Genomic DNA, 23,136 nt, shown 5'->3' with positions numbered 1-23,136 from the left:
TGCACTATGGCGACTTACTATGAAGCAAAGGATCTGGAGAAATTCGCTACTATGGGAGAGTGTGCTTCCGAACTATGGGAGAAGTTCATGGGCTATTATGGCGCAGTCTTCGCCGAGGGGAATCTGACCGCCCGGGAAAAATCCCTGATCGCTCTGGCAGTGGCCACAGCTGTCCAGTGCCCTTACTGCATTGACTCCTATACTCAGGACTGCCTGTCCAAGGGGGTCACAGAGGAGCAGATGACCGAGGCTATCCATGTTGCCTGCGCTATCCGGGGCGGAGCCAGCCTGGTCCACGGGGTGCAGATGAAAAATATCGTGAAGAAGCTGGAGCTCTAAGCTATGGGTGATGCAAGACTGGAAAGGCTGGACGGCATCCCGGCTTTTGAGACAAAATTCGGGGATCAAGCCTTGATGGATACCGCCGAGCGGCTTTCGGTGCTGCAAATCAACGTGGGAAAGCGGTGTAATCTGGCCTGCAAGCATTGCCATGTGGAAGCCGGACCCAACCGGACTGAGGAGATGAGCCGGGAGGTGATGGAAGCCTGCTTGCGCCTTTTGGAGGAAAATCCCTTCGCCACGGTGGACATCACCGGCGGAGCCCCCGAACTCAACCCCCACTTCCGTTGGTTGGTGGGGGAGTGCGCCAAGGGGTGTGCTCATGTTATCGTGCGCACCAACCTGGTCATCCTGTTGGAAGAAGGGTATACCGATCTGCCGGAATTCTACCGGGATCACCGCGTCAACGTGGTTTGCTCCCTACCCCATTACACAGCCAAGAACACCGACCGTATGCGGGGAGAGCAGGTCTTCCGGCGGTCCATCGAAGCTATGAAGCGGCTGAACGAAGTGGGCTATGGACAAGAGCCGGAATTAGTTCTTGACTTGGTCTATAACCCGGGCGGGGCTTTTCTGCCCCCCTCCCAGACTGCTATGGAGGCTGAGTACAAGGAACATCTGCTGCGGGAGTACGGAGTGAGCTTCAGCCATCTGTTCACGATTACCAACAACCCCATCGGCCGTTTCGGGGCCTTTCTGGAGCGCTCCGGCAATCTGGAGGACTATATGTACAGGCTCTATGGAGCCTTTAATGCAAGCACTCTGGAAAGCATGATGTGCCGCTTCCAGGTGTCGGTGGGCTGGGACGGCAGGCTCTATAACTGCGACTTCAACCAGGCGGCGGATCTGCCTATGGCAGACGGCGCCACGATCTTCGACTGGACGGGCAAGCCCATGGCGAAGCAGAGAATCCGCTTTGGCAAACACTGCTATGCCTGTACGGCAGGACAAGGCTCCAGCTGCGGCGGGGCTACGGAGGGCGTATGATCTCCGTCATTATCCCGGTTTACAACGAGGAACAGACCCTGGCTACTTTTTTACCCTCCCTGGACAGCCTGGCGGGAGAGCATGAGGTGCTGTTTTCCGACGGGGGCAGCACTGACGGTACTTTGGAACTGCTGACAGGTCACCGGGTGATAACGGGGGCCAAAGGGCGGGCTGCTCAATGCAACCGGGCTGGGGCTGAGGCCCGGGGGGATGTGCTCTTCTTTCTTCACTGTGACAGCATCGTCCCTGCCGACGCCCTCTTCCACATCCGGGCTGCTGTGGACAGGGGAGCGAGGTGGGGCTGTCTCACCCTCCGCTTTGACAATACTGGTCTTCTCTATCGGCTGGGCGGGCACATGTCTAACCTGCGGGTGCGCTGGGGGCACATCGCCTTCGGAGATCAGGGGATTTTCGTGACCCGGGCCCTTTTTGAGCAAGTAGGAGGCTTTCCGGAGCTGCCGATTATGGAGGATTATGAATTTTCCCTGGGGCTGAAGCGCATGAAGGTATTTCCGGTGCAGGTGAAGAGCCGGATCATTACTTCATCCCGGCGCTTTCAGGCGGGTGGGATCTTCCGGGTGACCTGGTCTATGCAGCGGCTGCGGGCTATGTACCGCCGGGGGGTGGACATTGAGACCATCAGCCGGGAATATCGTGATGTGAGGAGAGGCAATGAGTAAAGGCGCGCTGATTTTGTTGACGAGGATTGCTGTGCCGGGCAGGGTGAAAACCAGGCTGATGCCTTTGTTGAGCGGAGCGGAATGCGCCGCCCTGCAGAAGGCCATGACTCTGGACACAGCCTATGCCCTTGCCACTTTGGAACGGGAACTCTTTATCTTTTACTCGGATGAGGGGCCGGTGGAGCTGCTGGATGAACTGCCGGAGAAGGCACGCCTGTACCCCCAGAAGGGGAGGGGTTTGGGGGCGCGGATGTATAATGCCCTGGATACGGTCCTGACTCTTGGCTACAAAGATTGCCTGCTGCTGGGTTCCGACCTGCCTCTCCTTGACCCTGGGGAGGTGGCAAAAGCAGGCCGCATCCTGGAGGAAAAGGACATTGTGTTTTGTCCCTCAACCGATGGCGGGTACTGGCTGGTAGGGATGCACACCCCTTTCCGCCCCGTTTTCCAGGGACAGCGGTACAGCACCGGCAGTGTGCTGGCCGACGCTCTGGCCTGCTGTGCTGCCCACGGCTTACGTCCAGGATTGGGGCCGGTCCGGCGGGACTTGGATACGCCGGAGGATCTGGCCTGGCTCCTGGCGGTGAAGGCCGCTAATCCGCAATTGAGAGGGCGGGTTATGGATTGGCTGCAAACATGGCAGGGCAGCCGAGGATAGCGAGCTTTTATGGTATGCTCTACAATGCGGATTTACCGCCTGCTTCATGAGGGCAGGGCGGCAGTAAAAGAAGGAAGAAAGCGTCCGCTTGAAGATACAATGCGGGATATCAAGCAGGAAATAAGCGATGGAAAATTATAAATGCCAAAGCCTTAGAGGACTGTAATGTCAGTCTCTCTAAGGCTTTGGCATTTAAGGGTGGTCTCAGGCGATAAAATAAAGCGTCTACAGAGCTCACTCTTTATTAAAGCTTCATTAAACCCAAAACAGAGTAAGGCAACGCGAAAATTATGACTGATAAATAATTTGCCCCGTCTTGAAAACATGTTGCACAAGGCCACTTTTGTCGTCCGTGGTATCCAATAAGTGCGGTTCAATGTCGTAGCTGATACCACGACGCAAACGCCACAGCAAAGACGATGCTTTCAGCCAATCACCGGAAAATCCGTTAAAGATGACAGCAACGTCAATATCACTTTCGTCATGTGCTTCACCTTTCGCATAAGATCCAAATAAGACAATAGCGGCAGGGCTGAATTCTTTTGTTACAGCGTCAGCATATTGTGTGACGGTATTTATAACTGTTCCTTTATCCAACATAAAAGCCCCTCCGTTCTCTTGATAAGGGTTTGACCTACCTCGCTATCAAGCGTTTGCGCTATACGCTCTTTATATTCCGGGTAACGCGCTTCAATGTTCAGCGGGTTTAATTCCTCAATAAAATCCTGTTGTTCGTCGCTCATTATGTCTATGAGTTTTGCCCTAATGGATAGTTTTGTCAAGTCGTGAGTTTTTGGCGGTAGTTCCCCATCGGCGCAGTCGCGGGCAATAATTGCTTTGAGTGCCTTTTCTATTGTTTGATGGCACATAAAGCCGACGTATAGATACCGCTTTGTTTCTAACATTGCCTTTGCAGTTTCAAAATCATAATCGGCTATGCTAAACCAGTACTCAACTTTGTTATCCATAAGCCTAGCCCCCCTTCTGGACACAAGTTTACAAATTTATTCCAACATAGGCTTTTATAAAAGTCAAGAGCCTATTTTTGGGGTTTAATGTTTTATCTTGCCCTATCGTGAGGAACGATCAAAAAAGCCTTAGAGGACTGTAATGTCAGTCTCTCTAAGGCTTTGGCGTTTAACGGTTAGCTTAGGATACTTCTTTGCCACTTCCGGCTACTTCATCCTTCTCTTCCCGGAGAACCAGGTTGAGGATAATCCCTGCCAAGGTGGCATAAGCGACACCATGGCTTTGGACGCCGATTCCTACGGCAAAGATGACAGAGGCGATAATCAGGTTTTTGTTCTTGGAGAAATCTACTCGCGCTTCAATCAAAGTGCGCAGACCGGTGACCCCAATCATACCGAAGAGATAGAGGGATACTCCACCCATAACCGCTGTGGGGATGGACATAATCAGAGCTTGCAGGGGATTGACGAAACTGAGGATAATGGCGATAAAAGCTGCTACCCAGATATTGAAGGTGCTGTAAACCCGAGTAACTGCCAGTACGCCGATGTTTTCACCGTAAGTGGTCACCGGAGGGCCTCCTAAGAAACTGGCGATTCCGGTGGCGAGACCATTGCCCAGCAAGACCCGGTTAAATCCTGGCTTCTCGATGGGGTCGGAATGGGTGATATTTCCCAGAACAATCATATGGCCTAAATCTTCAATAATGGTGACAAAGGCCAAAGGTGCGAACATCAGGATAGCAGCTTTATTAAAGACTGGTGCCTGCCAAGTGTCGGCGTTGATAGGGGAGACGATAATCTTGTCCCAAGAATCCACAGAAACAGAAGCCGTTACTGCGGTGAAATCCACCAGACCGGCGAAGGCGGCGACAATATAACCGATGACAATCCCGGCAAGAATGGGAATGATTTTTAAGAAGCCCTTGGCATAGATACTGAGGAAAGCGGTAACAGCCAAGGTGAAGATAGCGATATACCATTGCTCGGAAGCCATTCCGGCAGCGGTAGGTGTGAGGCTTAAGCCGATAATGGCCACGACAGGACCGGCTACGACCGGAGGAACAATTTTATGAATCCAGGAACTTCCGAAGTAACTCATGAGAGCGAAAAGAAGGACATAAATAATGCCGATGACCAGTGCGCCGCCCATAGCCGCGGCTAAATTGTTTTGATCCTTAACAAAATAAGTCAAGGAGGCAATGTAAGCAAAGGATGAGCCGAGATAAGCCGGGATTTGACTTTTAGTTAAGAGAAGAAAAACGATGGTGCCAATCCCTGAGGAGAGAAGAGCGACGGCGGGACTTAATCCGGTGAGAAAAGGAACCAGTACCGTGGCTCCGAACATAGCGAAAACATGCTGTAATCCCAGGGGTATCGTTTGGGCAAGAGAGAGTCTTTCATGAATCTGAACTTCTCTAATCATGGGTTGTCCTCCTTTTTTAGTAAAACAAAAAACCTCTTCCTTGCCCGCAAGCAAGAAAGAGGTGTCCATGCACATAGTTCATGGTACGCCATTTCCTTCTTAGTCTCACGGGACTAATTTAAAGGTCACGGGATAATTACCTTGCTTAGAGCATAGCATAAATAAAATTAGTTTGGCAAGAGTTTTCTTGAGGATGATGCTCTGGGAAGGAAGATTGAGTTATTATTTTTCCTGTTTTGTAAATTTGTAGTCATTAAAGGTGTAAAGTATCGAAACATCGAGAATATTAGATAATGACTAAGCAGGACTCTGTTGCTTCGCGGAGAATTAACTTTTAGTAACTAAGCTGATGTTTAAAGCGGGAGGTATAGTCTATGATTGTAACAACAACCCCTAATATCGACGGCCGTAAGATTCAGAACTACTATGGAATCGTTACAGGAGAAGCCATCATGGGTGCCAATGTGGTGCGGGATATCTTTGCCGGCATCACAGATATCATTGGCGGCCGCTCAGGGGCCTATGAAGAAAAACTTCAGGATGCCCGTCAAATAGCCCTTAAAGAAATGGAGCAAAATGCAGCCCGCATGGGAGCCAACGCCGTGGTCGGTGTGGATATCGACTATGAAGTGGTAGGGCAAAGCGGCAGCATGCTTATGGTGAGCGCCTCAGGAACAGCTGTTACCGTGGTGTGAGCGGCAAAGCTATAGATGAAAGGTTCGGGGATGTTGGAAAAGCCGGCATCCCTTTTTGGATCATGTTCATTAGGCAAGAATTTGGGTATTTGCCTTGCTTTGTGATAAAGTAAAAGTAGATTTAGATTCAAACGGAGTTTTAACTCCATCTGAAGCTAAGTCGCCCTTATCCTCTGTGAGGACAGAATTAAGCTTTAAGAGAGAAATTAAAGGAGGCGATGAAAGTGCATTATGCAGAAGTTCTTGTTGATGTGGCCAATCGTCGCCTTGATCAGGTGTTTCACTACCAAATTCCTGAAGGGCTATCCTTAAAAAGAGGGATGCGCGTCCTTGTCCCTTTGCAATATCGTCAAGTTCAAGGCGTGGTGGTCCGGATCACGGAGCAGCTGCCCCAGGAGATAGCGCACTCGGCTCTAAAACCCATTTTGGGGATTGTTGACACTATGTATGTCGTTCCTGAAGATCTTGTGGATTTAGCTCTGTGGCTGGCGGAGACGACCATTTGCTCCATCGCCCAGAGTCTTCATACCGTTTGGCCCCTGCTCAAGGGTAAGGTGGAAGAGTATGTCATTCCTATGGCTTCCCAGGAGGATGAGGATGTTAAGGCCTTAAAAATCCTGGATTCAGAGACCTATCAGGCTTTGGCGGTTATCTTTCGGTCGCGGAATAAGACATTGCCCCTGAGCACCTATCTTAAGCGTTCAGGGCTGTCCAAGACTCAGGTAGAGCACTTAGCCAAACAAGGCTGGCTCAAACTGGAATCCCGCTTTACCTCCGGTGTTCCCCGCAAGGTCCAGGCTGCGCTTACTCCCGAAGAGAGGGTTGGCGATGACCTGGGAGATAGGGAATCGATGACCGGTATGATGCATGAAGCCGATATTGAACTTAATGTTCACCAGGGACCGGATTACCTGCGGACACTCACTCCTGAACAAGGGAAAGTATGTGAAAAAGTTACTCAGGCCCTGGATAAACAAAGTTATGAAACCCTGCTCTTGCATGGGGTTACCGGCAGCGGCAAGACGGAAGTCTACCAAAGACTGATTGGGGAAGTGCTGGTTAAAGGTGGTTCAGCCATTTTATTGGTTCCTGAGATTTCGCTGACGTCTCAGATCGCCCGCTATTTTCAAGACCAATTCGGCGAGCAGTTGATTGTACTTCACTCGGGATTGCAAGTGGGGGAAAAGGCCAAGGCCTGGCAGGATATTCTCCAGGGGAAAATCAGGATTGTCGTCGGGGCCCGTTCGGCGGTTTTTGCCCCGCTGCCTGATTTACGCTTGATCATCTTGGATGAAGAGCATGAGAGCGCCTATCACCAAGAGGAAAATCCCAAATACCATGCCCGCAATGTAGCCCGTAAACGGATGGAACAGCTCCGGGGAGTAGTGCTTTTGGGAAGCGCTACCCCTTCGCTGGAAGCCTATGCCGCGGCTCAGACCGGCAAGGTTCCTTTGCTTACCATGGAAGAACGGGTCAACCGCCGCCCGCTGCCCCCTGTGGAAGTGGTGGATATGCGGGAGGAATTGATTAAAGGGAATCGCAGTATGTTTTCCCTCTCCCTGCAAGACAAGCTGAAAAGGACCCTGGAGCGGGGAGAACAGTCCATGCTGTTCTTAAACCGCCGCGGCTACTCCACCTTTGTGGTCTGCCGGGAATGCGGTTATGTGATTCGCTGTCATGACTGTGATATTGCTCTGACTTACCATACTCAAGGCCACACCATGCGTTGCCATTATTGCAATCATGAAGAGGTTCCTCCCCGCACCTGTCCGGAATGCGGCAGCCGCTATATTCGCTTTTTTGGGCAAGGGACTCAGCGGGTGGAAGATGAAATCAAAGGACTTTACCCGGCGGCACGAATCCTCCGCCTGGATTTTGATACCACCCGCTCTAAAGATGCCTATGAGGACATCCTGGGCAAATTCCGCCGCCAGGAGGCAGATATCCTCGTGGGCACCCAGATGATGGCCAAGGGACTGGATTTTCCTAATGTCACTTTAGTAGGAGTTGTGGCAGCCGATCAGATGCTGAATATGCCGGATTTCCGCGCCAGGGAGAGAACCTTCCAGCTTCTGACCCAAGTGGCCGGCCGGGCCGGCCGCAGTCAAAAACCCGGGCAGGTTGTGATTCAGACTTATACACCGGAAGACAGGGCGATTATTCAAGCCTCTCAGCACAATTTTAAGGGCTTCTTTTGGGAAGAGATTGGCTATCGGAAAGCCAGAAATTATCCTCCCTTCACCCATGTCATCCGGGTGACCCTTATTCATGAAAAGGAAGAGAAAGTGATCAAAGGAGCCCATAGCCTGGTCAATTCTTTAAGGCAGGGAATAGTATCCGATCAAAATGGGCATACTTCTTTAGATATTCTCGGCCCTGCTCCGGCTGTGATTCCCCGCCTCAAAAATCATTTCCGCTGGCAGGTCTCGGTTAAAGGAAAACTTATGGATACACTACGTGAATTCTTGCATCAAGGTGTCCGGCGTTTTGCACGTGATCCCATTAGTTCGGGAATTCAACTCAATATCGAAGTAGATCCCTTAAGCATGTAAGACATTACCGAGTATTGAACTAACCCGCCCCAAGTCCAGGGTGGATTCGGCAGGCCTTCAGTGGGTGTTGGATCTCCTTCTGAATGGGGTCTCGTTCAATATTGGAGATATGTAGTATAATAAATAATAAAATAAGAAGAAATGAGTAGGAAGGGGAAACCGTGACATGGCGATTTATCAGATTGTAGAAATTGGTTCCGAAGTACTGCGGGAGAAAGCTGTTCCCGTCAAAGAGATAACACCTAATATTGCAAAGCTTTTAGATAATATGTTGGATACACTCTATGATGCCAATGGAGTAGGCTTGGCCGCTCCCCAGGTGGGAGTCTCCAAACGCGTCGTCGTTATCGACGTAGGAGAAGGCCCCTTGGAGCTAATCAACCCTGTCATCATCGCCAAAGAGGGCGAAGATCTGGATGATGAAGGATGCTTAAGCATCCCCGGCATAACCGGTCAGGTAGCCCGGGCAGCCAAAGTCAAAGTAGAAGCCCTCAACCGCCAGGGGGAGCTCCAGGTCATCGAAGGAGAAGGACTGCTTTCCCGCTGCCTCCAGCATGAAATCGACCACCTGGAAGGGATCTTGTTCGTTGATAAAGCGAAGAAGACTTCTCGGAGGTAGCACCTGTTGGCTGTATTGGTAGAAGGGGAACCGATGCTTGGGTCGTGTGTAGCTTTACGCACAACGGTCTCTCCATAGCTCCGGGGCTGGTTCACTCGCTTCCTTAACAGCTACGCCAAACCCCGCTGTTTTCTGCATGTGAACCGTGGCTGCGCTATGTTAAGAAAGCGACCTTCACCCGACCACCCCTCCGCTAAATCCGTTCCCTTTTGTGCGCAAAGCTACACTTGAAGGTCCTCTTTTCAGATCTTCTCTTGAGTATAAGCAGCACTTAAGGGTCCTGAGTGAAGTAATCCCTATCCTACAACGCCCCGCTTGCTTGAACCCAAGAAACAGCCCAAGGATTTTGATTTACACGAGGGAAGCGAATTTAAGCGAGCGGAAACAAAACTTCGCGAAAAGCATGCAGCGGAGTCAGGTTGGAAACAGGACGTTTCCAACCGCCCATTGAGCAGGAGCGATTTGGGCGGGGACCCGATGGAGCGGAGGGCTTGAGCGTTAGTTTTGTCCGCGCAGCTTATGGAGCGAACGACGTAAAGCAAAATCCTGGAGATATAACCTTCAATATAAGGAGTAATCACTATGCGACTCGTTTTCATGGGAACGCCGGACTTCGCCGTTCCAACTCTCCAAGCCCTGGCGGCTCACGGTCACGATGTGGCGGGAGTGTTTACCCAGCCGGACCGCCCTTCCGGCCGGGGCAAGAACCTGAAGCCCAGTCCGGTTAAGACAGCCGCTCAGGAGCTGGGGCTGCCCGTTTATCAGCCCCCCAAAGTCAAAAGCCCCGAGAGCCTGGAAATCTTAAAGGAACTGGCCCCGGAGGTCATCATCGTGGTGGCCTATGGACAACTATTATCCAAAGAAATCTTAGGATTGCCCCCTTACGGCTGCATCAATGTCCATGCTTCCCTTTTGCCGGATTGGCGCGGCGCCGCTCCCATTCATTGGTCCATCCTGAAGGGAGATCAAAGGACCGGCGTGACCACCATGCAGATGGATGAAGGGCTGGATACGGGAGATATGCTTCTGAAAACCGAACTCCCGATTGGGGAGGATACCACCACCGGGGAGCTTCATGATGCTCTGGCCCAAGCTGGCGCTCAGCTTTTAATCGCTACTTTGGAGCAGCTTCACAAGGGGAAATTGCCCAGGACACCCCAAAAGGGGCCGGTGCGTTATGCCTCTTTGCTGACCCGGGAGCATGAGAAGATCGACTGGGCACGCAGCGCCCAAGACATTCATAATCAGATCCGCGGCCTGAATCCCTGGCCCGGTTCCTATATTCTGTTCAGAGAAGAAACGGTCAAAGTGTGGAAATCAAGCATCTCTGCGCAAGCAAGAGGAGATGGAGCAGAACCGGGCCTGCCTGCCCTTAAAGATTTTAAGCCAGGTGAAATCATCGCTTGGGATCAGCAGGGCTTGTTGGTTCAGACCGGAGAAGGGTTGATCCGGATTGTTGAGGTACAGCCTGCAGGTAAGAAGCCCATGCCGGCCCGGGACTTTTTCTTAGGTCGTCGTGGACAGGCGGGAGAGAGCTTTGGGTGAAAACTGGACAGGGAAGGACAAAAGGATGAGTAAAGCATGGATAAAATAACCTCAAGAGCCTTGGCTGTGCAGATTCTCCGGCGCATCGAGGAAGAAAAAGCCTATGCCAATCTGGTAATGCAAAAAGCTCTGCACGATTTAAGCGATCCCCGGGAGCGCCAATTGGCCACCCTTCTGGTCAATGGGACGTTAAAACACCGTCTGACTCTGGATTATGCTTTAAGGCGCCATCTGCGCAAACCTTTATCCCAACTGCCCCATGAGGTGCGTTGGATTCTCAGAATCAGCGCCTTGCAGATTCTCTACCTTTCCAGGATTCCCGCAGCTGTGGCCATCAACGAAGGGGTGGAGTTGACCAAAAAGCAGCAGGGAAAATACACTTCCTTAGTGAACAGTGTCTTAAGGAGAGTTTTGGAAACCGGTTGGGACATGCTTTGGCCCAGCAAAGAGAAGGAACCCGTCCGCTTTCTTTCCCTGCGCTATTCTCACCCGGAGTGGATGGTGAAGCGCTGGTTGAAACGCTATGGCATGGCGGATACGGAAGCTTTATGCCAAGCCAATAACGAGCCCGCTCCTGTGTGGATCCGTACCAATACCCTGAAGATTTCCCGGGCAGACTTGCAGGCAAGGCTGGAGGGGGAAGGAGTAAAGGTGACGATTGGGGAACGGGTTCCGGAGAGTTTGGTGATCGAAGACTTCGGATCTCTGGATAAACTGCCCAGTTTTCAGGAAGGACACTTCACCGTTCAGGATGAAAGCTCCCAATTGATTGCTCATGTCTTAAATCCTCAAGCCGGGCAAAAGGTGTTGGACGCCTGCGGCGCCCCGGGAGGGAAAACCACTCACCTGGCGCAAAGGATGGAGAATCAGGGAGAAATCCTTGCTTTTGATATCCACCCCCATAAGGTGAAGCTTATCGAAGATCTGGCCGCCCGTTTAGGGATTACCATCATCCGCGCCCAGGCCGGAGATGCCCGGGAGCTGGCGGGAGTAAAGGATGCTTCCTGTCATAAAGTGTTGGTTGATGCCCCCTGTTCGGGGTTGGGGGTCCTGCGTCGCCGGGCGGATATGCGCTGGCATAAGGAAGAGGATGAAATAAAAACTTTACCGGCCTTGCAATTGGCCATCCTGGAGCGGGCGGCTCAATGCGTTGCGGCCGGCGGCGAGCTGGTTTATTCGACCTGTACGATTGAACCTGAGGAGAATTTCGAAGTGGTGAAGGCTTTTCGTGCCAATCATCCGGAATTCATCACCGTTGATTTCAGCGGGGAACTTCCTTATTCTTTGGCATCAGAACAAGACAGGAAACAAGCCGCCAAGGGATTTCTGCAGATTTTGCCCCATAAACAGGGTATGGATGGCTTTTTCCTGGCGAAATTTCGCCGGGTGGAAGTTTAGGTGGAAAGATTTGGGTGAATACTATGAAGAGAATGGATTGCCGGGATCTGAATCAAAGTGAGTTAACCCAGCATTGTGCTGAGCTGGGACTGCCGAAATTCCGGGGCCGCCAAGTATTCCAGTGGGTCCAGCAGAAAGCTGTTCAAAACTGGGAAGAGCTCAGGAACATCGGAGCAGGGGATCGGCAAAAGCTGCAGGAGGGCCTCTTCTTGCAGCCTCTAAGAAAAGTCAGGGAACAGATTGCTCAGGATGGCACCCGTAAATTTCTCTTCCGTTGTGCTGACGGTGAAACCCTGGAATGTGTGCTGATGGATTATGATCGCCGCAAGAACAGGGATCGTCATACGGTTTGTGTGTCCACTCAGATCGGTTGTGCCGTGGGCTGTGCCTTCTGTGCCACCGGCCTGGGGGGATGGCGGAGAAATTTAAGCCCCGGGGAGATCCTGGGTCAGGTTCTGGACATCACGTACCTCATGCGCCAGGAAGATCCGGATTTTCAGGTCACGAATATTGTCTTTATGGGCATGGGTGAGCCTTTATTGAATTATGAGGCGGTTCTCAAAGCCATCGAACTGCTCAATGATCCAGAAGGTCAGGGGATTGGGATGAGGAGAATGACCATCTCCACCAGCGGAGTAGCCCCGAAAATCCGGCAATTGGCTAAGGATAATCCTCAGGTAGGCTTGGCTGTTTCTTTACATAGTGCCCATAATACGACCCGGGATCAGCTTATTCCTATGAATCGCAAGTATCCCTTAGAGGAACTTATGGAAGCCTGCGGAGACTATACTACGCTGACGAACCGCCGTATTACCTTTGAGATCGCTTTGATTTCCGGTCAGGCAACCCTGGAAGCTGCTCAAGCAGTAGGGCATCTTTTAAAGGGACAATTAGCCCATGTGAATCTCATTCCGGTCAACCCTGTAGCGGGAACAGGAATGGCCCGGCCCACGGCCAAGGAGGTTCAGCAATTTGCCCAGAGTTTAGAGAGTATGGGCATCCCTGTTTCTGTTCGTGAAGAGAAAGGAACAGATATCGACGCAGCCTGCGGTCAATTAAGACGGCAATTGGAGTGTGAGCAGAAATGAACCTATTGGCCCGTTTTGAAGAAGTAGCGGAAAGTCTATTTACGGGTATGTTTAAAAAGAATAACAATTCTCGGCTGCAACCTGTGGAATTGGCTAAAGAACTGGTTCGCATCATGCAGAAAAACAAGCAGGTGAGCATTTCCCAGGTTTATGTGCCCAATGTTTACCGGGTTTTTCTCCACTCCAGTGATTGGAGTCCTTTTGCTAATTTTGGGGATGCCTTTTTAATTGAGCTTTCCAAATATCTGCATGCCGAGGGCAAGAAAAGCGGCTTTACTTTCTTGAGCAAACCTTCCATCGAACTTCACTCCGATGACACGGTCAAGCCTCATGAAATGTTCATCGAAGTGGATTTTGATGATTCCATCGAGGTCCTTTGGGACGACGATGACGAGTACGAAGAAGAGGCCCAGGAAGCGGTTGAATCTGTGGACTGGCGGGATCAGACCAATATCTTTCAAGGGGAACTTCCTTACAATCTCCGAAATTCCTATGAACAGAGCAGGAAAATTCGTTATGCTCTCGAAATAATTCAAGGACCGGATTCTGGAAAAACTTTCCCTTTGGAGGAAGAGACGATTCATATCGGGCGCCATGGTCAGTGTGAAATTGTCCTGCAGGATCCCGAGGTATCCCGGCGGCATCTCAAGCTCAGCAGCGACGGGGAAGACTGGGTGATTGACGACTTAGGCAGCACCAACGGAACCTGGCTCAATGGACAGAGGATTGCCAAGCAGAAAATAGGCTTGGGGGACCGGGTGGAAATAGGGCAGACGATCTTTATCCTGCGTCACCATTGAACGGGATGCTGGAGGGGTTAAGAAGGTCAGTAAAGTGCGGAGGTTTCTATGCAAGGAATTTTAGTACTGGGAAGGATACTTTTCATTGGACTAATTTATCTTTTTCTTTTTCGGATACTCACAGCCTTATTGGCTGATTTGCAGGTTAAGGGGCTGATCCGCAAGGGGGAAAAGGAATTTGGGCGCTTTGAAGTGCTCTCCGGAGGAGAGCTGTTGCCTAAAGGCCGGGTCTTTCGCATTGACCAAAAAGGCCTGAAAATAGGCCGCGGGAAAAATAACGATGTGGTTTTAGCCGATCACTTCGCTTCCATGGATCATGTCCTGGTACGGCATCATAAAGGGGTAACGACCCTGGAGGACTTAGGAAGCACCAATGGAACCTGGGTTAACGGAGAGCGGATCTCCTCCCCGGTTCAACTGGTTGCCGGAGATTATGTGAAAATTGGAAGTATTACTTTCCAATATTCGAGGTGGCAAAATGAGAGTTCTAAGCTTTAGTGAAACAGGCTGCGTACGCAAAAATAATGAGGATGCCTTCCTTGCTCTGCCGGAGTACGGTGTGTATGCAGTAGCCGACGGTATGGGCGGGCATCTGGCAGGGGAAGTAGCGGCACGGACAGCCCTGGACGAATTGATCAAGGGTGCTCCCCATCTGGGGGCCCAAGAGAATGAGGACCTGGAGAACCAGGTCAGGGAGATTTTGGTGCGGGCCAACCGGGAAGTGTATATGAGCTCGACCCGCAACCCTGCCACGGAAGGAATGGGTACGACCTTGACCGTTCTGGTCTTCAGAGAGACTAAGGTTGTCCTCGCCCATGTGGGGGATAGCAGAGCCTATGTATGGCGCAATGAGCAACTGATTCAGCTGACTCGTGATCATTCTTTAGTCGGTGAGCTGGTGCGTCTGGGACAGATCTCTTCGGAAGAGGCGGATAGCCATCCCAAGCGTCATATGTTGGTAAGAGCTGTGGGAGCCGGATGGGATGTGGAGGTGGACTCTCAGTTCCTGGAGTTGCAGACGGGGGATATCTTTTTCCTCTGTACGGATGGGGTATCCAATGTGATCAGCGATCGGGAGTTAGAGGAGGAGTTCTTGCAGAAAGGTTCATGGGAAGAGCACCTGGAGCGCCTTCATCAACTGATCATAGAACGAGGTGCACCCGATAATTTTACAGCTTTATGCTGTATTACGGAGTGACAAAATGAAAAGGGTCTGGATATTACGTCTATTAATCTTAAGTATTCTCTGGGTCGGACTGGGCGTCTTAGCCTTAGACGGCAAAGCCAACGAGCAAATCCTTTGGCAGGCGGGGGTTTTTTCGCTGCTGCTCTTAATCGGCGCAGCCCTGGAAAAACTTGTGGCCTATCAGGGGGATCCCTTTCTGTTGCCCACAGTGCAGATGATTCTGGTGATTGGACTGGTCTTTATCACCCGCATCCGCCCGGCTTCGGCCTTAAAGCAATTCTGGTGGGCTTGTCTGGGGCTGTTTATCTTTTATTGTGTCCTTTATGCTCTGCGGGATTATCGGGCCTTGGGCCGCTTCCGTTATCTTTCCGGTTTAGGTGCCGTGGTTCTGTTGCTGATCACCCTGCTTTTTGGGGTGACCCAAGGAGGAGCAACCAGTTGGCTGCATATCGGTGGTATGGGCTTTGAATCCGAGGAATTGGTTAAGGTGGCTATGCTCATCTTCTTAGCTTCTTACCTGAGTGAGCATGAAGAGGTTCTGCGTGTAGGGACGGTACAGATCGGCCGGCTTTCCTTGCCGGACTGGCGCACCCTGGGACCCTTTCTGGTCATGGGAGGATTTTCGCTGCTCCTGTTGGCTGCTCAGAAGAGCTTAGGTACAGCCCTGGTGTTCTATTCTCTGTATGTTTTGGTGCTCTATGTGGTGACGGAGCGGGTGCTTTATCTCGGTGTTGCCCTGCCTGTCTTCTTAAGTACGGGAACCTTAGGCTATTTTCTTTTCAGCCATGTTCAAGTCCGTGTTGCCACCTGGCTCAACCCCTGGGGGGATCCCAGCGGTGGCGGCTATCAAATTGCTCAATCCCTCTTTGCCATTGGCGGGGGCAAGATCCTGGGAACAGGTCTGGGCAATGGCATCGGCGCCTCTCAGGTACCTGCCGCCAGCACGGATTTTATCTTTTCCATCATTGCCGAAGAGCTTGGTTTTGCCGGGGCTATGGCCCTGCTGATGCTCTTTTTGGTGGTGGTTTTGCGGGCCTTCCACATCAGTATTCAAGCGGCAGACCGCTTTGGTCAGATTTTAGCAGCAGGTATCGGAATCCTGGTAGGGACGGAAGCCATCATCATCCTGGCCGGAGTCACCAAGCTCCTGCCCTTAACGGGAATCCCTCTGCCCTGGGTTAGTTATGGCGGAAGCTCCTTGCTTATTCACTTTTTACTGTTGGGAATTCTAGCTAATATTTCTCATGCGGAAGCTGCAGGTCCTTTGCATATCAAGAATAAAGGAAGGGAGTATGCCGCATGAAAAAAGGTTTAAGAAATGTAGCCATAGGCTTCTCCTTAAGCATCATTGGCCTGAGCTTTGGTCTTGTCTATTGGCAGGTGGCCCGTTCTGCGGAATTGATGGACAATCCCGCCAATCGCCGGCTTATTCTCATGGAGCAGCGGGTGGTTAGAGGAGGAATTTTCGACAGAAATGGCGAAGTATTGGCACAAACCGAAGTAAAAGAAGACGAGAAAACTCGAATTTACCCTAAAGGTGAAGCTTTAGAGCCCCTGATCGGGTATGCAACCCTGCTGCGCGGTTCTTCCGGGCTGGAGGCTCATCTTGGCGATTGGCTTTTGGGGATCAAAGATGCCACGGCTGAACAGACCCTGGAGCAGGTGTTCCAACTTCCCCGCCAGGGCAATGATGTGGTGCTTACCCTGGATTATGGTCTGCAGAAGGTGGCCTATGAAGGCTTAAAAGGAAAGATCGGTTCGGCGGTAGCCATCGACCCCCGCAATGGGGAAGTGCTGGCCTTAGTCAGTCAGCCCAGCTTTGATGGCAATACTGTGGATGAAGATTGGGAGAACATCAGCAAGAAGCCGGGGAGCCCTTTTCTGAATCATGCTTTTGCTCTCTATACCCCGGGCTCTACATTAAAGGTGATGACCTCGGCGGCCCTCCTGCGGGCCGGGTTGGATACAAGTGATCTCTATCATTGCACAGGTACGGCGATCATTAATGGACAAGTGATCCGTGAACAAAATGACAAGGCCCATGGCTGGGTGAATTATAATCTGGCTTTGGCTGAGTCCTGCAATACTTATTTTGCAACCTACGGTGTGCAAGCGGGCGATAAGGTTTTTCTGGAAGCAGCTAAATCTTTCGGATTTGGCCAGGAGATACCTTTTGAATTGCCGGTGAAGCGCAGTACCCTGACCAACGAAGAGGCAGTGCCCAGCCGCATGGATGATAACCTGCTGGCAGCCAGTGCTTTTGGGCAGGGGGAAGTTTTGGTTTCACCTTTCCATATGGCCTTGATCACAGCAGGAATTGCCAATCAAGGTGTGATTATGAAGCCCCACATTGTGGATCAGGTGATGGATGAGAATCAGAATGTACTTTACAGAAAAAAACCTGAACCGTGGTTAACCCCTCTGTCCTCCCAGGAAGCGGAAAGGATTAAGAGCGCCATGGTCACGGCAGTTAATGAGGGGACAGCGGCTCCCGGTGGCATTGCCGGGTTCCAGGTAGCCGCCAAAACAGGTTCGGCTGAACCGGGAGGAAATGTCAGGACCCATGCTTGGTATATTGCTTTTGCTCCGGCGGATAATCCTCAAATCGCTGTAGCAGTCCTGGTCGAGAATGGGGGTACCGGGGGAGGGGCTTCGGCGCCCATTGCCCGCGCCATCATTGAGACCGCATTAAGGCAGAAAGCAGGTGATAACTCGTGAGCAAGATATTGAGTAATCGCTATGAAATAATTGAAAAGATCGGGTCCGGCGGTATGGCCATTGTCTACAAAGCCAAGGATCTTTTATTGAACCGGATCGTCGCCATTAAAATTCTCCACGAGCAGTTTACCGCAGACGAGGAATTCGTCCGCCGTTTCCGCAGGGAGGCCCAGTCGGCAGCCAGTCTGTCCCACGCCAATATCGTCTCCATCTACGATGTGGGCAAGGACGGTGAGACGGAGTACATTGTCATGGAGCATATCGAGGGACAGAACCTGAAGGATATCATCCGCAATTATGCCCCCTTATCCACGGAACAGACCCTGGAGCTGGGCATCCAGATTGCGGAGGCCATCCGCCATGCCCATGAGCATCATATTATTCACCGGGATATTAAACCTCATAATATTCTGGTTACCGAAGACGGGCGGATCAAGGTCACTGATTTCGGCATCGCCCGGGCTGTTTCAGCAGCCACCATGACCCATACGGGAGATATCGTGGGTTCGGTTCATTACCTCTCTCCGGAACAGGCCCGGGGAATCCAGACCAACGAACAATCCGATCTCTATTCTTTAGGGATTATTCTCTATGAACTCTTGACAGGGAAGGTGCCCTACGACGGCGAGACCCCGATCTCCATTGCTCTTAAGCATTTGCAGGAATTAGCCGTCCCTCCCAGCAAGCTGAACGCCAGGGTCAGTCCTGCTTTGGAGAATCTGGTGATGAGATCCATTGCCAAATCTCCGGATCAGCGCTATGCTACGGCCAAAGATCTCTTGCAGGATCTGCGCAAAGTTCAGGCCGGCTTGCCTGTGGACAAGACGGTGGATGAGGACCAGGACTTAGAAAGCACCCGGGTCCACAGCTCGCTAAGGGCCGGAGTGAACTCAGCTTTAGCTTCCGAGGAAAAGGAAGCAGGCCGGAAAAAGGCTAAGGTCCCACTATTTCGTAAACGCTGGCCTTGGGTGGCTTTGCTGGCCTTGGTACTGATCATGGGGGGAGGCTGGGTTGCTTTATCCCAATGGTTTAATGTAGGAACCACGACGGTTCCTCCCTTGGTGGGAAAAACAATTCAGGAAGCCGGTTATTTTGCTGAACAAAAAGGTTTATCCTTAGACCCGAACACTCAGGAAGAATACAATAATGACATGGAGAAGGGGAAGATTACCCGAACCGACCCTGAAGAGGGTGCCGTTGTGAAAAAAGAACGGGGCATCAAGGTCTGGGTGAGCTTAGGTCCCGAACAAGCAAGAATTCCTAACCTTAAGACCGGAGATATCACTCAGGAAGCGGCCATTAATTTTTTAGAGAGCCAGGGTTTCAAAAGAGATAACATTGTTGCCCAGGAGGATCAAAACTCTTCTCTGCCCAAAGGCATTGTGGTGGAGCAGGATCCCGCCCCGGGTTCAGACTGGCCCAAAAATGGGAAGATCACCTTAACGGTCAGCGCCGGGAAAGTCGATGAACCGAAGCCCATGCCCAATGTCATTTCCAGATCACCGGCTGATGCTAAAGCAATTCTGGAGCAGCAGTATGAGTTAAAAGTGATCGTGGACAGTGAAAATTCCACCGAATATCCGTCGGATGTGGTGATGGCAACCGATCCTAAACCAGGTGATATGGTTAAAAAAGGAGATACGGTCAGGATCATCATTTCCCGGGGGCCGGGGCCTATAGCCTTTAATCCGGTTATTTTAGGCCATGTGGCCAAGCTGGATAAAATTGCGCAATGAAAGGCAGGACTCTTTGAGAAAGGGTAAAAGGAACGCATGATTTCTGGAATATTACTCAAGGGATACAGTGGATTTTATTATGTATTCGCGGAAGGCCGGGTATGGGAATGTTCCCTGCGCGGTCGCTTTCGCATTCGCAATCAGGGATTTCTGCCGGGAGACCGGGTAAAGATTTTACCGGGAACAGGGGATAAAGGGACGATTGAAGAAGTGGAGACCCGCCATAACTCCTTGGTCAGGCCGACCATAGCCAATGTGGATCAGGCCTTTCTGGTCTTTGCCTGTGTATCCCCTGCACCGGATCTGAACCTGCTTGATCGGCTTATCGTTCAAGTGACAGCTGCTCAGATTAAGCCCATTCTCGTTTTAAATAAAATCGACTTGGGCAGCAGGGGCGAAAGCACCGCCGAGAACACCTTTCCGGCCGATGGGCTGGATTTTTACCGGCAGCTGGGCTGCGAATTAGTTAAGGTATCGACAAAGACAGGGGAAGGGCTGGCTGAATTGCAGGAGCATATCAACGGGAAGGTAAGCGTTCTGGCCGGTCCCTCCGGTGTCGGCAAGTCCAGCCTTGTCAATGCCTTATCCCCCGGTCTGGAGTTAAAGACAGGGGATGTCAGCCGCAAGCTGAAGCGAGGCCGCCATACCACCCGCCATGTGGAGCTGATGGTTTGCGGGGAAGGGCTGCTGGCGGATACCCCGGGGTTCTCCTCCCTCTATCTTCCCGCCATGAAGAGGGAAGAGCTGACAGATTATTTCTGGGAATTTCAGGACGTAGGAGAATGCCGCTTTGCCGACTGCCAGCATCATAAAGAGCCGGATTGCGCGGTAAAAGCTGCGGTGGCATCAGGGAGAATTCAGCCATCCCGTTATGAGCACTATTGTCAGTTTTTAGAGGAAGTTATTGCAGCCGAGAGGAGATATTAGAATGATAAAAATTGCGCCCTCCATTTTATCGGCAGACTTTGCCCATTTGGGAGATCAGGTTGCCTTAGTGGAAAAAGCAGGGGCTGAAGTCTTACATATTGATGTGATGGATGGGCATTTTGTACCCAACATTACCATTGGCCCCCTGGTGGTTAAAGCGCTGCGGCCTTATTCCCAGATGCGCTTTGATGTCCATTTAATGATTGAACATCCGGAACGCTTTATTGAGGAATTCGCGAAAGCCGGGGCGGATCATATTACAGTGCATCTGGAAGCCACGCCCCATATCCATCGTGCCATCCAGCAGATTAAGGGGTTAGGTCTTACCGCAGGAGTTTCCATTAATCCGGCCACCCCTTTGGACGGAATCAAGTACATCCTCGATGAATTGGATATGGTTTTGATTATGAGCGTTAATCCGGGCTTTGGGGGGCAGAAATTTATCCCCGCGGTTCTTCCTAAGATTGAAGTTCTTCACCGGCATCTCGATCAGATGCAATCCTCTTGTGAGATTGAGGTGGACGGAGGAATCAATCTGGACACGGCTCCTGCCGTAGTCAAAGCCGGTGCCAATATCCTGGTGGCCGGAGCGGCGGTATTTGCCTGCGCTGACCCGGCCCGGGCAGTCCAAGAGCTCCGGGAAGCGGCCCAAGGCTATAAGGGTGATCCAAAGTGAGGATTGCCGTAGTAGCCAATGGCGAATGGGATCAGGAATGGGGTAAAAGAGAGCTGGCCGCTTATGACCGGCTGATCGCAGTGGACGGTGGGGGCAATCATATCGTCCGGGCAGGATTCGTTCCGGACGCTTTGCTCGGCGATCTGGACTCCGCGGAGCCTGAGACCCTGGAAATCTGCCGCCAGAAGGGAACCGTTATAGTTTGCTATCCCGCCGAAAAGGATGAGACCGACCTGGAGCTGGCCCTGGAATATGCTGTCAAGCTTATGGAGCAGGAAGAGGGGACGGTGAAAGCGGAGAAGGCAGGAGTCCAAGGCTGGGAGAGCCAGGATGTTTTCTTATTAGGAGCAATGGGCGGGCGCATCGATCACTTATTGGGGAACCTTTTTCTTTTGCAGGGCTTCTTAAAAAGGGGTGTTCGGATTCGCATGAAAGGGCCTGATCAGGAGCTTTGGCTCTTGGAGGGGCTGGGGAAGTTAACAGGGAAAAAAGGGCAAAAACTATCGGTAATACCCATAACGGCAAAAGCTGTTGTACGCACTGAGGGTCTCTATTATCCTCTTTATGATGAGATTTTGTATCGGGATTCTCCCCGAGGGATAAGCAATGTTTTTTTGGGGGAAGATGCAATAGTAGACGTTTCGGAAGGAACGGCCCTGATTGTGGTTTTGAGCCCTGACAATAGAAGATAATTTGTACATAACCCAATTGAATTGAATGAGGTTGAATAAGAAGATGAACAATAAATATGCTGATGAACTATGGCTGGGTACCCTGAGCAATGGTGAGATTCGCTGGGTTGCCCTAGGCATGACCAATACCGTGGAAGAGGCGGCCAACCGTCATCACACCACACCTGTGGCCACCGCAGCCTTAGGACGGCTTATGGGGGCATCCCTGCTTCTGGCCAGCTCTATGAAAGCAGAGGAGGCCATTACCTTACGGCTGCTTGGAGACGGTCCCTTGGGAGGAGTGGTTGCCGTAGGTAACGCTCAGGGAGAGGTGCGGGGTTATGTCCATGAGCCCCAAGTGGAGCTTCCTTTAAATCCTCAGGGAAAGCTGGATGTATCCGGTGCCGTAGGAGCCGGAGAGTTTGTCGTAAGCCGCAGCCTGAGCAATGGCGAAAGCTATACCGGAATGGTTCCCATGGTCAGTGGGGAAATCGCCGACGATTTGGTCCATTATCTGCTGAATTCCGAACAGGTACGTTCCGCTGCCCTGCTAGGTGTAATGGTGGGTAAAGATTCTCACGTGGCCGGAGCGGCCGGGATGCTGTTCCAATTACTGCCTGATGCCTCTGAAGAGAGTATTCAGGCACTGGAAGCCCAGTTGGCCCGGATTCAAGGCATCAGCCAAATCGCCGCAGATAGTTCCACCATGGCAGAATTGGTTGCGCAGCTCATAGGAGATCTGGATTATCGTGTTCTGGAAAAAAGACCGGTGCAGTACAAATGCACCTGCTCCAAAGAGCGGGTCAGCGAGACCTTGATCAGTATCGGCAAAGAGGGCTTTGAAGATCTGATCAAGGATCAACAGGCTGAATTGGTGTGCCATTTCTGCAATGAGCGTTACCATTTTAACGAAGAGGAACTGCGTGAGCTTTACGAGCAGTCGAAATGAATCAAAGGGACAGGTCCCGTTTTTCATATATGCGATGGCGGTGGGTGGGGGAAACGTGCTGTCCGGGTCGTGTAGCTTCACGCCCAACGCGTACTCCATAGCTCCGGGGCTGGTTCACTCGCTTTCTTAACAGCTGCGCCAAACCTCTGGGTAATACCTGATGTGAACCGTGGCTCCGCTACGTTAAGAAAGCCTCGTTCACCTGACCGCCCCTCGCTAAATCCGTCCGCTTTTGTGCGTAAAGCTACACTTATGGGTCTTTTGGATCTTTTTGGCCCTGTTTTGGGCTTAGTGCAAGCCGTACTTGGGTTCTTTGGGTCGCTCTAAGGAGCTTTTCCGGGATTTACTCCCAGGCGAATGGGCAAATGGCCGACCATGCCGCTTAAGCGGCGTCGGTAGAGACGGAAAAAGCTACCCGTCGTGTTATTTACGCTACAAAGCCCCGCATGCACGAACGTACAGACCAGAAAAGCACCCCAAGGATTTTGCTTTACGCTAGGGAGCGAATTTAAGCGAGC

At 51.5% G+C, this 23,136-nt stretch carries 23 protein-coding genes and 1 pseudogene; 21 read left to right on the top strand and 3 right to left on the bottom strand.

Annotated elements, in window-relative coordinates; translation table 11 throughout:
• The first annotated feature begins 6 nt into the window (after positions 1-6).
• From DHAF_RS19295 to DHAF_RS19280, 4 genes are read left to right on the top strand one after another with little or no spacing between them, the layout of a single operon-like run.
• A complete protein-coding gene (locus tag DHAF_RS19295) occupies positions 7-339 on the top strand; it encodes an arsenosugar biosynthesis-associated peroxidase-like protein (RefSeq protein WP_005811834.1) in 333 nt (110 codons plus the stop codon).
• A 3-nt stretch (positions 340-342) separates the two neighbouring features.
• Positions 343-1,326: an arsenosugar biosynthesis radical SAM (seleno)protein ArsS gene (arsS, locus tag DHAF_RS19290; RefSeq protein WP_015944843.1), complete on the top strand. Its 984-nt coding sequence runs from the start codon at positions 343-345 to the stop codon at positions 1,324-1,326.
• Positions 1,323-2,006, top strand: a complete 684-nt coding sequence (locus tag DHAF_RS19285; RefSeq protein WP_011460533.1) for a TIGR04283 family arsenosugar biosynthesis glycosyltransferase — start codon at positions 1,323-1,325, stop codon at positions 2,004-2,006. The genes arsS and DHAF_RS19285 overlap by 4 nt, the downstream gene beginning before the upstream one ends.
• Positions 1,999-2,664 carry a TIGR04282 family arsenosugar biosynthesis glycosyltransferase gene (locus DHAF_RS19280; protein ID WP_011460532.1) on the top strand — a complete coding sequence of 222 codons (666 nt, stop codon included), beginning with the start codon at positions 1,999-2,001 and terminating at the stop codon, positions 2,662-2,664. The genes DHAF_RS19285 and DHAF_RS19280 overlap by 8 nt, the downstream gene beginning before the upstream one ends.
• Positions 2,665-2,952: 288 nt before the next feature.
• Here the strand turns inward: DHAF_RS19280 and DHAF_RS19270 are convergent, their stop codons facing one another.
• The 3 genes from DHAF_RS19270 to DHAF_RS19260 form a co-directional block, all read right to left on the bottom strand.
• Positions 2,953-3,264 carry a nucleotidyltransferase domain-containing protein gene (locus tag DHAF_RS19270; RefSeq protein ID WP_005811823.1) on the bottom strand — a complete coding sequence of 104 codons (312 nt, stop codon included), beginning with the start codon at positions 3,262-3,264 and terminating at the stop codon, positions 2,953-2,955.
• Positions 3,240-3,632: a HEPN domain-containing protein gene (locus tag DHAF_RS19265; RefSeq protein WP_011460531.1), complete on the bottom strand. Its 393-nt coding sequence runs from the start codon at positions 3,630-3,632 to the stop codon at positions 3,240-3,242. The genes DHAF_RS19270 and DHAF_RS19265 overlap by 25 nt, the downstream gene beginning before the upstream one ends.
• A gap of 181 nt (positions 3,633-3,813) precedes the next feature.
• The gene (locus DHAF_RS19260) at positions 3,814-5,058 is read right to left on the bottom strand and encodes a solute carrier family 23 protein (RefSeq protein WP_015944842.1); all 1,245 of its coding nucleotides are present in this window, start codon (positions 5,056-5,058) and stop codon (positions 3,814-3,816) included.
• Positions 5,059-5,432: 374 nt separating this feature from the next.
• Here DHAF_RS19260 and DHAF_RS19255 point away from each other — a divergent pair, with 374 nt between their 5' ends.
• The 17 genes and pseudogenes from DHAF_RS19255 (at position 5,433) to hslO (ending at position 22,618) form a co-directional block, all read left to right on the top strand.
• A complete protein-coding gene (locus tag DHAF_RS19255) occupies positions 5,433-5,753 on the top strand; it encodes a heavy metal-binding domain-containing protein (RefSeq protein ID WP_005811819.1) in 321 nt (106 codons plus the stop codon).
• Between the two features lie 224 nt (positions 5,754-5,977).
• Positions 5,978-8,305: a primosomal protein N' gene (gene priA, locus DHAF_RS19250; RefSeq protein ID WP_015944841.1), complete on the top strand. Its 2,328-nt coding sequence runs from the start codon at positions 5,978-5,980 to the stop codon at positions 8,303-8,305.
• A 166-nt stretch (positions 8,306-8,471) separates the two neighbouring features.
• Positions 8,472-8,924 (top strand): peptide deformylase, encoded by a 453-nt coding sequence (gene def, locus DHAF_RS19245; RefSeq protein ID WP_005811815.1) that lies wholly within the window; start codon positions 8,472-8,474, stop codon positions 8,922-8,924.
• Positions 8,925-9,343: 419 nt separating this feature from the next.
• A pseudogene (locus DHAF_RS26695) lies at positions 9,344-9,487 on the top strand (ribosome maturation factor RimM); the annotation flags it as partial.
• A gap of 19 nt (positions 9,488-9,506) precedes the next feature.
• Positions 9,507-10,469 (top strand): methionyl-tRNA formyltransferase, encoded by a 963-nt coding sequence (gene fmt, locus DHAF_RS19240; protein WP_005811814.1) that lies wholly within the window; start codon positions 9,507-9,509, stop codon positions 10,467-10,469.
• A 36-nt stretch (positions 10,470-10,505) separates the two neighbouring features.
• Entirely contained in the window at positions 10,506-11,867 is a 1,362-nt protein-coding gene (rsmB, locus tag DHAF_RS19235; protein ID WP_005811812.1) for a 16S rRNA (cytosine(967)-C(5))-methyltransferase RsmB, read from the top strand.
• Between the two features lie 14 nt (positions 11,868-11,881).
• Positions 11,882-12,955 carry a dual-specificity RNA methyltransferase RlmN gene (gene rlmN / locus DHAF_RS19230; RefSeq protein WP_015944840.1) on the top strand — a complete coding sequence of 358 codons (1,074 nt, stop codon included), beginning with the start codon at positions 11,882-11,884 and terminating at the stop codon, positions 12,953-12,955.
• Positions 12,952-13,755: an FhaA domain-containing protein gene (locus DHAF_RS19225; RefSeq protein WP_005811808.1), complete on the top strand. Its 804-nt coding sequence runs from the start codon at positions 12,952-12,954 to the stop codon at positions 13,753-13,755. Before rlmN ends, DHAF_RS19225 begins: the two co-directional genes overlap by 4 nt.
• A gap of 48 nt (positions 13,756-13,803) precedes the next feature.
• Positions 13,804-14,253 (top strand): FHA domain-containing protein, encoded by a 450-nt coding sequence (locus tag DHAF_RS19220; protein WP_005811806.1) that lies wholly within the window; start codon positions 13,804-13,806, stop codon positions 14,251-14,253.
• A complete protein-coding gene (locus DHAF_RS19215) occupies positions 14,234-14,953 on the top strand; it encodes a Stp1/IreP family PP2C-type Ser/Thr phosphatase (protein WP_005811803.1) in 720 nt (239 codons plus the stop codon). Before DHAF_RS19220 ends, DHAF_RS19215 begins: the two co-directional genes overlap by 20 nt.
• A 4-nt stretch (positions 14,954-14,957) precedes the next feature.
• The gene (locus tag DHAF_RS19210; protein ID WP_015944839.1) at positions 14,958-16,244 is read left to right on the top strand and encodes an FtsW/RodA/SpoVE family cell cycle protein; all 1,287 of its coding nucleotides are present in this window, start codon (positions 14,958-14,960) and stop codon (positions 16,242-16,244) included.
• On the top strand, positions 16,241-17,659 hold the full coding sequence (locus DHAF_RS19205) for a peptidoglycan D,D-transpeptidase FtsI family protein (protein ID WP_005811799.1): 1,419 nt from the start codon (positions 16,241-16,243) through the stop codon (positions 17,657-17,659). The genes DHAF_RS19210 and DHAF_RS19205 overlap by 4 nt, the downstream gene beginning before the upstream one ends.
• Entirely contained in the window at positions 17,656-19,395 is a 1,740-nt protein-coding gene (gene pknB, locus DHAF_RS19200) for a Stk1 family PASTA domain-containing Ser/Thr kinase (protein WP_015944838.1), read from the top strand. The genes DHAF_RS19205 and pknB overlap by 4 nt, the downstream gene beginning before the upstream one ends.
• A 36-nt stretch (positions 19,396-19,431) precedes the next feature.
• Positions 19,432-20,322 (top strand): ribosome small subunit-dependent GTPase A, encoded by an 891-nt coding sequence (rsgA, locus tag DHAF_RS19195; RefSeq protein WP_015944837.1) that lies wholly within the window; start codon positions 19,432-19,434, stop codon positions 20,320-20,322.
• A 1-nt stretch (position 20,323) separates the two neighbouring features.
• On the top strand, positions 20,324-20,998 hold the full coding sequence (gene rpe, locus DHAF_RS19190; RefSeq protein ID WP_005811794.1) for a ribulose-phosphate 3-epimerase: 675 nt from the start codon (positions 20,324-20,326) through the stop codon (positions 20,996-20,998).
• A complete protein-coding gene (locus tag DHAF_RS19185; RefSeq protein ID WP_015944836.1) occupies positions 20,995-21,690 on the top strand; it encodes a thiamine diphosphokinase in 696 nt (231 codons plus the stop codon). Before rpe ends, DHAF_RS19185 begins: the two co-directional genes overlap by 4 nt.
• A gap of 43 nt (positions 21,691-21,733) precedes the next feature.
• On the top strand, positions 21,734-22,618 hold the full coding sequence (gene hslO / locus DHAF_RS19180) for an Hsp33 family molecular chaperone HslO (RefSeq protein WP_015944835.1): 885 nt from the start codon (positions 21,734-21,736) through the stop codon (positions 22,616-22,618).
• The last annotated feature ends 518 nt before the right edge of the window (positions 22,619-23,136 follow it).

It is taken from the genome of Desulfitobacterium hafniense DCB-2, from assembly GCF_000021925.1.
GTDB classification, from domain to species: Bacteria; Bacillota; Desulfitobacteriia; order Desulfitobacteriales; family Desulfitobacteriaceae; genus Desulfitobacterium; species Desulfitobacterium hafniense.
Note: the sequence above shows the minus strand (reverse complement) of the source record. Positions and strands in the feature narration are given on the sequence as shown.

Bases quoted from the DNA above. Each gene is read 5' to 3' on its own strand.
- DHAF_RS19295 (WP_005811834.1), top strand. From the start codon at position 7: ATGGCGACTTACTATGAAGCAAAGGATCTGGAGAAATTCGCTACTATG.
- arsS (WP_015944843.1), top strand. From the start codon at position 343: ATGGGTGATGCAAGACTGGAAAGGCTGGACGGCATCCCGGCTTTTGAG.
- DHAF_RS19285 (WP_011460533.1), top strand. From the start codon at position 1,323: ATGATCTCCGTCATTATCCCGGTTTACAACGAGGAACAGACCCTGGCT.
- DHAF_RS19280 (WP_011460532.1), top strand. From the start codon at position 1,999: ATGAGTAAAGGCGCGCTGATTTTGTTGACGAGGATTGCTGTGCCGGGC.
- DHAF_RS19270 (WP_005811823.1), bottom strand. From the start codon at position 3,264: ATGTTGGATAAAGGAACAGTTATAAATACCGTCACACAATATGCTGAC.
- DHAF_RS19265 (WP_011460531.1), bottom strand. From the start codon at position 3,632: ATGGATAACAAAGTTGAGTACTGGTTTAGCATAGCCGATTATGATTTT.
- DHAF_RS19260 (WP_015944842.1), bottom strand. From the start codon at position 5,058: ATGATTAGAGAAGTTCAGATTCATGAAAGACTCTCTCTTGCCCAAACG.
- DHAF_RS19255 (WP_005811819.1), top strand. From the start codon at position 5,433: ATGATTGTAACAACAACCCCTAATATCGACGGCCGTAAGATTCAGAAC.
- def (WP_005811815.1), top strand. From the start codon at position 8,472: ATGGCGATTTATCAGATTGTAGAAATTGGTTCCGAAGTACTGCGGGAG.
- fmt (WP_005811814.1), top strand. From the start codon at position 9,507: ATGCGACTCGTTTTCATGGGAACGCCGGACTTCGCCGTTCCAACTCTC.
- rsmB (WP_005811812.1), top strand. From the start codon at position 10,506: ATGGATAAAATAACCTCAAGAGCCTTGGCTGTGCAGATTCTCCGGCGC.
- DHAF_RS19225 (WP_005811808.1), top strand. From the start codon at position 12,952: ATGAACCTATTGGCCCGTTTTGAAGAAGTAGCGGAAAGTCTATTTACG.
- DHAF_RS19220 (WP_005811806.1), top strand. From the start codon at position 13,804: ATGCAAGGAATTTTAGTACTGGGAAGGATACTTTTCATTGGACTAATT.
- DHAF_RS19215 (WP_005811803.1), top strand. From the start codon at position 14,234: ATGAGAGTTCTAAGCTTTAGTGAAACAGGCTGCGTACGCAAAAATAAT.
- DHAF_RS19210 (WP_015944839.1), top strand. From the start codon at position 14,958: ATGAAAAGGGTCTGGATATTACGTCTATTAATCTTAAGTATTCTCTGG.
- DHAF_RS19205 (WP_005811799.1), top strand. From the start codon at position 16,241: ATGAAAAAAGGTTTAAGAAATGTAGCCATAGGCTTCTCCTTAAGCATC.
- rsgA (WP_015944837.1), top strand. From the start codon at position 19,432: ATGATTTCTGGAATATTACTCAAGGGATACAGTGGATTTTATTATGTA.
- rpe (WP_005811794.1), top strand. From the start codon at position 20,324: ATGATAAAAATTGCGCCCTCCATTTTATCGGCAGACTTTGCCCATTTG.
- hslO (WP_015944835.1), top strand. From the start codon at position 21,734: ATGAACAATAAATATGCTGATGAACTATGGCTGGGTACCCTGAGCAAT.